Origin of the sequence: Streptomyces sp. RP5T, assembly GCF_003933965.1 — a bacterium.
GTDB lineage: Bacteria > Actinomycetota > Actinomycetes > Streptomycetales > Streptomycetaceae > Streptomyces.
Genome location: NZ_RSAJ01000423.1, coordinates 1 through 7,533 on the forward strand (window position 1 = coordinate 1; position 7,533 = coordinate 7,533).

Consider the following 7,533-nt stretch of genomic DNA (forward strand, 5'->3'; position numbering starts at 1 on the left):
CTCCCCCTCCGACGACGACCGCGACGGCCAGGTCCTCTGCGACGCCGATCTCGCGATCCTCGCCGCCCCGCCCTCCGGGTACGCCGCCTACACGGCCGCCGTCCGCGAGGAGTACGGCTTCGTGCCGACCGACGCGTTCCGCGAGGGCCGGTCCGCGATCCTGCGCCAACTGCTGGATCTGCCCCGACTGTTCAGGACGCCGTACGGGGCACGGGAATGGGAGGCCACGGCCCGTTACAACCTCACCTCGGAGCTGGAAATGCTGTCGCTCTGAACGCTCCGGCGCCTTAGCCTGCCCGCATGGCAGACATGGGCGCGGACCTGGGCGCGGAACGGGTGACGGAGGCCGTCGCGGACGCGGTGGCGGTCCTGCGGAAGGCGGTGGACCGCGACTGGGCGGGGGTGCCGGCGGGCCGCGTGGAGTGGAGCTGTCTGAAGACGGCCGAGCACATCGCGAATGATCTCATCGCGTACGCGGGGCAGTTGGCGGGCCGGGCACAGGAGGCATACGTCCCCTTCGAGATCGTCCTGGACGAGGGCACCGGCGCCGAGGGCGTCCTCCACGTGATCGAGACCGCGGCCGTGCTGTTCGCCGCGACCCTGCGCACCACCCCGCGGGAGGTCCGCGCCTTCCACCCCTACCCCTTCCGCAGCGCGAACCGCACGGGCTTCGCCGCGATGGGCGTCGCCGAGGTGCTGCTGCACACGCACGACATCGCCGAGGGCCTGGGCCTGGCGTACGAACCCCCCGCTCATCTCCCCGAGCACGTGCTGACACGGATCTTCCCCGAGGTCCAGCCGGGCCCCGACCCCTGGCGCACCCTGCTGTGGGCCACCGGCCGCGGCGACCTGCCCGGCAGGGCCCCGCGCACGGCGTGGCGCTGGAGCAACAACCTCGTCCTGTCCACCGACCGCCTGACCCTCCAGGGCGTCACCCCGGCCTCCGCCGCCGACCTGGCCGCGGGCGGCGACGGCGACTTCGCGTGGGTCGAGGACGGCCCCTTCGACGGCACCCGCGAGGCCGCCGGCATGACGATCAAGGCGTACGAGGCGGGCGTCCACCGCCCGGAGTTCGGCCTCTTCGTGCTCGTACGCCGGGAGGACGGCCGTGCGATCGGCGGCATGGGCTTCCACGGCGCCCCCGACGAGGACGGCCGCGCGGAGGTCGGGTACGACCTCGCCGAGAGCGCCCGTGGCCAGGGCTATGCCACCGAGGCCCTGCGCGCCCTGAGCGACTGGGCCCTGGCCCGCGACGACGTGCACAGCCTGTGCGCCACCATCGAGCCCGACAACGCCGCCTCCCAGCGCGTGATCGCCCGGGCCGGATACACCCGCGCGACCGTGGCGGAGGAGCAGGCGTACGGCGAGACGGAGACCGGCCTGCGGCTGTACGTGCTGTCCGGCGGGGCCGCCTAACCGCCCTTGCGCCGGCGCAGTCCGGCCCCCGTCAGCAGCCGCACCACCTCGCGGCTGCTGACCTCGACCGCGCCCGCCGCGACCACGTCCGCGTACCGGTGTGCGGGGATGTCGTAGTGGTCGCGCTCGAAGGCGCGGGAGGGGACTCCCAACTCCTCGGCGAACGCGTGCAGTTCGTCGAAGGAGGTGTCGCTGATCAGGTGGGACCACAGGCGGCCGTGGCCCGGCCAGGTGGGCGGGTCGATGTAGACGGTCACGGAGAGGGGGTCCCGCCCGCCGCGGCCCCGAGGGAGCCGACCGCCGCGACCCTGACGCCCGCCTTGTGGCACACCCAGTGCGGGTCGGGGCCCAGCTCCGGCTCGACCTCCAGGGCGTGCGGGTCGCCGGAGCCGCACACCGGGCACAGGGGCCAGCGGCCGTGGGTCTCCAGCAGCGCGTCCTGCACGTCCTGGGCGACCAGGCCCGCGACGAACTCCGCGCCGTCCGGCCACTGCTCCACCCACCAGCGCCGCTGTACGACGGAGTCCTCGACCATCGACACCACGTCGGCGGCGGCGACCTCGCCGGCGGCCAGGTCGGCGAGCACGCGGGCACGTGCCGTGTGCAGGGTCTGCTCAAGCGGATCGATGGACTCCATGGTGCCATTGTGCGGGCTCTTGACCACGGGTCCGAGCCGAAAATATCTTTCATACGTGCCCCAGGAAGTGAAGGAAATTTTCGGCAGCGCTCTCGCCGCGAAGGTGCGCACGCTGGGTCCGTCCATGACCCGCTCGATGCACCGGGTCGCCGAGGCCGTCGCGAGCGACCCGGCGGGCTGCGCGGCGCTCACCGTGACGGGCCTCGCGGAACTGACCGGGACGAGCGAGGCGACGGTCGTGCGCACGGCCCGGCTGCTGGGGTACCCCGGCTACCGCGACCTGCGGCTCGCCCTCGCCGGGCTGGCCGCGCAGCAGCAGTCCGGGCGGGCGCCGGCGATCACCACGGACATCGCGGTGGACGACCCGATTGCGGACGTGGTCGCCAAGCTCGCCTACGACGAGCAGCAGACCCTCGCGGACACGGCGGCGGGGCTGGACACCGCGCAGCTCGGGGCGGCGGTCGCCGCGACGGCCGCGGCGCGGCGGATCGACGTGTACGGGGTGGGGGCCTCCGGTCTCGTCGCGCAGGACCTCACGCAGAAGCTGCTGCGCATAGGTCTGATAGCGCAGGCGCACAGCGATCCGCACCTGGCCGTGACGAACGCGGTGCAGCTGCGGTCGGGGGACGTGGCGATCGCGATCACCCACTCCGGGGCGACCGGGGACGTCATCGAGCCGTTGCGGGTCGCGTTCGAGCACGGGGCCACCACGGTGGCCATCACCGGGCGACCGGGCGGGGCGGTCGCCCAGTACGCCGACCACGTGCTGACGACGTCCACGGCCCGGGAGAGCGAACTGCGGCCCGCGGCCATGTCGTCGCGGACCAGTCAGCTCCTCGTGGTGGACTGTCTGTTCGTGGGGGTGGCGCAACGCACGTACGAGACGGCGGCGCCCGCGCTGGCCGCGTCCTACGAGGCGCTGGCGCACAGGCACCGCCGGTAGAGACGAGTCACCCGCAGACGCCGGTCCCGAAGAAAGAGCCGCTCCCTCATGACCTCGACCTCCAACCCCCGTGAACTGCAAGCCCAGTTGGAGACGCTCACCACCGAGGCCTTCCGGCCCGAGCTCGCCGACATCGATCGGTTGCCGACCCTCGACATCGCCCGGCTGATGAACGGCGAGGACGCCTCCGTGCCCGCCGCGGTGTCACGGCAGCTGCCGCGGATCGCCGCCGCCATCGACGCGATCGCCGAGCGCATGGCCCGGGGCGGCCGGCTGATCTACGCCGGTGCCGGGACCGCCGGACGCCTGGGCGTGCTGGACGCCTCCGAGTGCCCGCCCACCTTCAACACGGACCCGGCGCAGGTCGTGGGCCTGATCGCCGGTGGCCCCGAAGCGCTGGTCACGTCCGTCGAGGGCGCGGAGGACTCCGCCGAGCTGGCGCGGGCCGACCTGGACGGCCTCGCGGTGACGGCCGTGGACACGGTGGTCGGGGTGTCCGCGTCCGGTCGTACGCCCTACGCCGTGGGCGCGGTCGAACACGCCCGCGCGGAAGGGGCCTTGACGGTCGGCCTGTCCTGCAACGCGGACAGCGCGCTGGCGGCCGCGGCCGACCACGGCATCGAGGTGGTCGTGGGCCCCGAGTTGCTCACCGGTTCCACCCGCCTGAAGGCGGGCACCGCGCAGAAGCTCGTCCTGAACATGCTGTCGACGATCACGATGATCCGTCTCGGCAAGACCTACGGAAACCTGATGGTCGACGTCCGCGCCTCCAACGAGAAGCTGCGGGCCCGCTCCCGCCGTATCGTCGCCCTCGCCACCGGCGCCGACGAGCGGGAGGTCGAGGAGGCCCTGGCCGCCACGGACGGCGAGGTGAAGAACGCGATCCTGACGATCCTGGCCGACGTCGACGGCCCCACGGCGGCCCGGCTGCTGGCGGAGTCGGGGGGCCATCTGCGGGCGGCGCTCAGCGGCGGACCAGCACCGCGTGGGTGACGCCCGGTGAACTGACCGACCCGCACAGACGGCAGCCGCCGGGAGAGATCGTCACGTGGTGGACCCGGACCCCGGGCCGGCATCCTCGCGCACCTTTTTCCAGACGAGGCTGTACCGCCAGAACAGCCGCCGCCGGAGCCGGACGCCGGGCAGGAGGCGGCGCGCCTCACGGGCGAACTCGGTGTAGGGGACGTCGGCCGGCCGGGTGGGGGCGGTCATCGCGAGCGGGCGCGGTGCTCTCCGACCCCGGTTCCTGATCCAACCGGTGATCAGGTTGAGCGGGACGGACGCGAGGCCGAGCAGCGTCTGGACGCGGGTGTCCTCCCGTGTCAGGCCGACGACCACCAGGGTTCCGCCGGGGGCCAGTTGCCCCCGGAAGCGGGTGAGCGCTTCGGTCAGGGGGAGGTGATGGAGCACGGCGACACAGGTGATGACGTCGTATCGGCCGCCCTCGTCGTACGTGAGCGCGTCCGCGACGGTGAAGGAGACGGGGAGCCCGGGGCCGGTGGACTCCCTCGCCCTGGCGATGATCCGTTCGTCGCTGTCGATGCCGTGCACGTGGGTCGCGCGCGTGGCCAACAGCCGGGCCAGGTCACCGGAACCGCAGCCGACGTCCAGGGCACGGTCGAAACGGTCCGGCAGCCGGCGCATGATCCACGGGTGGAAGTGGGCGTTGTGGCTCCAGGGGTGGGCGTCGTTGAAGCGGGCGAGGGCGTCGAGGAGGGGCATGGGTTCATTTCAACAGGGCATCCGCCCCTCCCTGTTGACCTTCCGCACCCTCGCCCGCAGCACCTCGGCCTGCGGCGCGGGCCCGGTGCACTCCGGCGGACAGTCCCACTCCCGCCCGCCACCGAGGGGCCGCAGCTGCACCCTTCCGCCGAGGTGCCCCATCACCTCCCCGACGCGTCCGTCCCGCACATCGACGACGTACGCCCCCATCGGCGGCCTCTCCCCGCGCAGCACGGACGCCAGCCGCTCGGCCGTGCGTACGTTGCACCGCCCCAGGTCGAGCAGCGGGAACGGCTCGTCACCGGCGCCGGTCAGGGGGTCGACGGCGAGGGACGGCAACACGACGCCGACCCCGGTGAGCGCCTCCCGCAGGGACTCCAGGACTTCTTCGGTGGACTGCACGCTTTCCTCCGTCGGCACGCTGGGTTTCCATTTCGCGACACAGCGTGTCCGATACGGCCCTAACCTGGCCATACGCACCAGCCCAACAACCTCACCTGGTGGACGGGGGAGTCGCACATGCCGGGACCGAAGGACCTCGACCCCTCGTCCTCACCGAGGGCCCTGCTGGGCGCGGAGCTGCGGCACGCGCGCGAGAAGGCGGGACTGAGCCAGGAGGAACTCGGGCAACGGCTGTTCGTGAGCGGGTCGTTCGTGGGGCAACTGGAGGCGGGTACGCGGAGGATGCAAGCGGAGTACGCACGGTTGCTGGACGAGGTGCTGGGGACGGAGGGCTTCTTCCAGAGGAACTGCGGGGCGGCGGCGAAGTCCAAGTACCTGGAGGACTTCGCGGAGGCGGCGGAGGCCGAGGCTCAAGCCACAGCGATCAGGCAGTACGCACCGCTCTTGATCCCCGGGCTGCTGCAGACGCCCGCGTACGCACGAGCCGTGAACCGTGCGTACGCCCCGACGGCACCGGAGGAAACCATCGACGAGTGGGTGGACGGCCGGCTGGAACGGATCCGTCTGCTCGACCATCCAACAAAGCCGGTGTTGTGGGTGGTGCTTGACGAGGCGGCGTTGCGCCGGGAAACCGGTGGCCGGGCGGTGATGGCGGAGGCCCTGCGCCACGTCGCCGGCCTGGCCCGCCGGAACCGGGTCATCGTGCAGGTACTGCCGCTCAGCGCGGGAGCACATGCGGCGATGGACGGCGCCCTGAAGCTGATGGAGTTCGAGGAGGCCCCTCCGCTGGTCTACTTCGAGGGGGTTGGCACCGGACGGCTGGAGGACGACCCGGCCGCTGTCGCCCAACTGAGGTTCACGTTCGATCTCCTCGTAGCCTCCGCGCTCTCGCGGGAGAAGTCCCTGGCCCTGATCGAGTCGTTGGCGCAGGATTACACCCATGAGGAACATCCCTGACCTCGACCTGAGCACGGCCACCTGGCACAAGTCGAGCTACAGCGGCGGTGGCGGCAACGACTGCCTGGAAGTGGCCCGCTGGCGCAAGTCCACCTACAGCGGCGGCACCGGCGACGACTGCCTGGAAGTAGCCGACGGCCACCCCACCGCCATCCCCGTCCGCGACTCCAAGAACCCCCACGGCCCGAAGCTCGTGTTCCGGCCGGAGGCATGGTCGGCGTTCGTGGAGGCCACCGCACGCGACCACTGGACCCGGTAGCGGCCCGTGCTGCTGCGCAACGTCACGCAGGACGACGTCGACGCGTACGTCCGCATGCGCTGCGACCCGGTGATGACGGCGGACCTCGGCGGCCCCCTGCCCAGCGCGGGGATGGCGGACAAGGTCCGCCGGGACGCCCAGGAGGCGGCGAGCGATCACGCCTGGCTCAAGATGATCGTCCCCGACCCGGACACCCCGGCCATGGTCGCGGGATCGGTGACCCTCTGGTCCCACGAGCCCGCCCCCGGGACAGGCCAGGAGCCCTTCTCCGAGATCGGCTGGATGGTCCTGCCCGAGTTCCAGGGCCGGGGCCTGGCCAAACGCGCCACCCACACCCTGCTGGAGCAGGCCCGGACCGAGAACCGCTGGGGAGTCGTCCACGCCTTCCCCGCCGCCGGCAACGGCCCCTCGAACGGCATCTGCCACTCCCTCGGCTTCCAACTCCTCGGCGAGTTGGACATGCCTTTCGCCGACCGCGTCCTCCGCAGCAACCACTGGGCCATCGATCCCCGAACCGACCTCCCCCAAGAGGTCAGGATCTGACCTATATGCCTCCTAGCGTGTGACCTGTCCACGGAACAGCAGCAGTCCACGGAGGGCCACACCATGACCACCGCCACGAAGACCACCCTGCCCACCGGCGAGCGCGCCGACCTGCTGGAGGCGCTCGCCAAGCAGCGGCACTTCCTGCGCTTCACCACCCGTGACCTCACCGACGAGCAGGCCGGGCAGCGCACCACCGTCAGCGAACTGTGTCTCGGCGGCCTGATCAAGCACGTCACGTCGGTGGAACGGAACTGGGTGCGCTTCATCCAGGAGGGCCCGTCGTCGATGGGCGACTTCACCGCCATGACCGAGGAGGACTGGGCCCGGCGGGCCGACGAGTTCAGGATGCTGCCCGGCGAGACCCTGGCCGGCGTGCTGGCCGCGTACGCGGAGACGGCCGACCGGACGGACGAACTGGTCGCCACCCTCCCCGACCTGGACGCCGCCCATCCGCTGCCCAAGGCCCCGTGGTTCGAGGCCGAGGCCCAGTGGTCGGCCCGCAGGGTGCTGCTGCACATCGTCGCCGAGACGGCCCAGCACGCGGGCCACGCCGACATCGTCCGGGAGGCCCTGGACGGCGCCAAGAGCATGGGCTGACCGGCCCCGAAGCTTAAGCGTCCGGCTCCGAGCCCTCTTTTCAAGGAATGGATG

The 7,533-nt window shown here is 72.1% G+C and carries 11 protein-coding genes and 1 pseudogene; 8 read left to right on the top strand and 4 right to left on the bottom strand.

What is annotated here, in order from left to right; translation table 11 throughout:
- Together EHS43_RS32030 and EHS43_RS32035 are read left to right on the top strand one after the other, a co-directional pair.
- A pseudogene (locus EHS43_RS32030) lies at positions 1 to 274 on the top strand (hypothetical protein); the annotation flags it as partial.
- Between the two features lie 35 nt (positions 275 to 309).
- On the top strand, positions 310 to 1,416 hold the full coding sequence (locus tag EHS43_RS32035) for a GNAT family N-acetyltransferase (protein WP_125194193.1): 1,107 nt from the start codon (positions 310 to 312) through the stop codon (positions 1,414 to 1,416).
- Here EHS43_RS32035 and EHS43_RS32040 read toward each other — a convergent pair.
- Together EHS43_RS32040 and EHS43_RS32045 are read right to left on the bottom strand one after the other, a co-directional pair.
- Positions 1,413 to 1,673: a DUF4031 domain-containing protein gene (locus EHS43_RS32040; protein WP_125194183.1), complete on the bottom strand. Its 261-nt coding sequence runs from the start codon at positions 1,671 to 1,673 to the stop codon at positions 1,413 to 1,415. The two genes, EHS43_RS32035 and EHS43_RS32040, sit on opposite strands and share 4 nt — an antisense overlap.
- The gene (locus tag EHS43_RS32045) at positions 1,670 to 2,053 is read right to left on the bottom strand and encodes a hypothetical protein (RefSeq protein WP_125194184.1); all 384 of its coding nucleotides are present in this window, start codon (positions 2,051 to 2,053) and stop codon (positions 1,670 to 1,672) included. The genes EHS43_RS32040 and EHS43_RS32045 overlap by 4 nt, the downstream gene beginning before the upstream one ends.
- 55 nt (positions 2,054 to 2,108) lie before the next feature.
- On the opposite strand from EHS43_RS32045, the gene EHS43_RS32050 reads away from it, so the two are divergent.
- Both EHS43_RS32050 and murQ read left to right on the top strand, forming a co-directional pair.
- On the top strand, positions 2,109 to 2,996 hold the full coding sequence (locus EHS43_RS32050) for a MurR/RpiR family transcriptional regulator (RefSeq protein ID WP_125194185.1): 888 nt from the start codon (positions 2,109 to 2,111) through the stop codon (positions 2,994 to 2,996).
- Between the two features lie 48 nt (positions 2,997 to 3,044).
- A complete protein-coding gene (gene murQ, locus EHS43_RS32055; RefSeq protein ID WP_125194186.1) occupies positions 3,045 to 3,989 on the top strand; it encodes an N-acetylmuramic acid 6-phosphate etherase in 945 nt (314 codons plus the stop codon).
- Between the two features lie 51 nt (positions 3,990 to 4,040).
- On the opposite strand, the gene EHS43_RS32060 is transcribed toward murQ, so the two are convergent.
- Both EHS43_RS32060 and EHS43_RS32065 read right to left on the bottom strand, forming a co-directional pair.
- Positions 4,041 to 4,718 carry a bifunctional 2-polyprenyl-6-hydroxyphenol methylase/3-demethylubiquinol 3-O-methyltransferase UbiG gene (locus tag EHS43_RS32060; protein WP_125194187.1) on the bottom strand — a complete coding sequence of 226 codons (678 nt, stop codon included), beginning with the start codon at positions 4,716 to 4,718 and terminating at the stop codon, positions 4,041 to 4,043.
- Positions 4,719 to 4,727: 9 nt separating this feature from the next.
- Positions 4,728 to 5,120 (bottom strand): hypothetical protein, encoded by a 393-nt coding sequence (locus tag EHS43_RS32065; protein WP_125194188.1) that lies wholly within the window; start codon positions 5,118 to 5,120, stop codon positions 4,728 to 4,730.
- 117 nt (positions 5,121 to 5,237) lie between these two features.
- Here EHS43_RS32065 and EHS43_RS32070 point away from each other — a divergent pair, with 117 nt between their 5' ends.
- The 4 genes from EHS43_RS32070 to EHS43_RS32085 all read left to right on the top strand — a co-directional run bounded on the left by EHS43_RS32070 (position 5,238) and on the right by EHS43_RS32085 (position 7,479).
- Positions 5,238 to 6,077 carry a helix-turn-helix transcriptional regulator gene (locus EHS43_RS32070; RefSeq protein WP_125194189.1) on the top strand — a complete coding sequence of 280 codons (840 nt, stop codon included), beginning with the start codon at positions 5,238 to 5,240 and terminating at the stop codon, positions 6,075 to 6,077.
- Positions 6,061 to 6,336 (top strand): DUF397 domain-containing protein, encoded by a 276-nt coding sequence (locus EHS43_RS32075; protein WP_125194190.1) that lies wholly within the window; start codon positions 6,061 to 6,063, stop codon positions 6,334 to 6,336. Before EHS43_RS32070 ends, EHS43_RS32075 begins: the two co-directional genes overlap by 17 nt.
- A 6-nt stretch (positions 6,337 to 6,342) precedes the next feature.
- Entirely contained in the window at positions 6,343 to 6,879 is a 537-nt protein-coding gene (locus tag EHS43_RS32080; RefSeq protein WP_125194191.1) for a GNAT family N-acetyltransferase, read from the top strand.
- A 63-nt stretch (positions 6,880 to 6,942) separates the two neighbouring features.
- Positions 6,943 to 7,479, top strand: coding sequence for a DinB family protein (locus EHS43_RS32085; RefSeq protein ID WP_125194192.1), 537 nt, complete (start codon positions 6,943 to 6,945; stop codon positions 7,477 to 7,479).
- The last annotated feature ends 54 nt before the right edge of the window (positions 7,480 to 7,533 follow it).

Excerpts from the sequence above, each read along its gene's own strand:
- EHS43_RS32035 (WP_125194193.1), top strand. The coding sequence starts at position 310 with ATGGGCGCGGACCTGGGCGCGGAACGGGTGACGGAGGCCGTCGCGGAC.
- EHS43_RS32045 (WP_125194184.1), bottom strand. The coding sequence starts at position 2,053 with ATGGAGTCCATCGATCCGCTTGAGCAGACCCTGCACACGGCACGTGCC.
- murQ (WP_125194186.1), top strand. The coding sequence starts at position 3,045 with ATGACCTCGACCTCCAACCCCCGTGAACTGCAAGCCCAGTTGGAGACG.
- EHS43_RS32060 (WP_125194187.1), bottom strand. The coding sequence starts at position 4,718 with ATGCCCCTCCTCGACGCCCTCGCCCGCTTCAACGACGCCCACCCCTGG.
- EHS43_RS32070 (WP_125194189.1), top strand. The coding sequence starts at position 5,238 with ATGCCGGGACCGAAGGACCTCGACCCCTCGTCCTCACCGAGGGCCCTG.
- EHS43_RS32075 (WP_125194190.1), top strand. The coding sequence starts at position 6,061 with ATGAGGAACATCCCTGACCTCGACCTGAGCACGGCCACCTGGCACAAG.
- EHS43_RS32085 (WP_125194192.1), top strand. The coding sequence starts at position 6,943 with ATGACCACCGCCACGAAGACCACCCTGCCCACCGGCGAGCGCGCCGAC.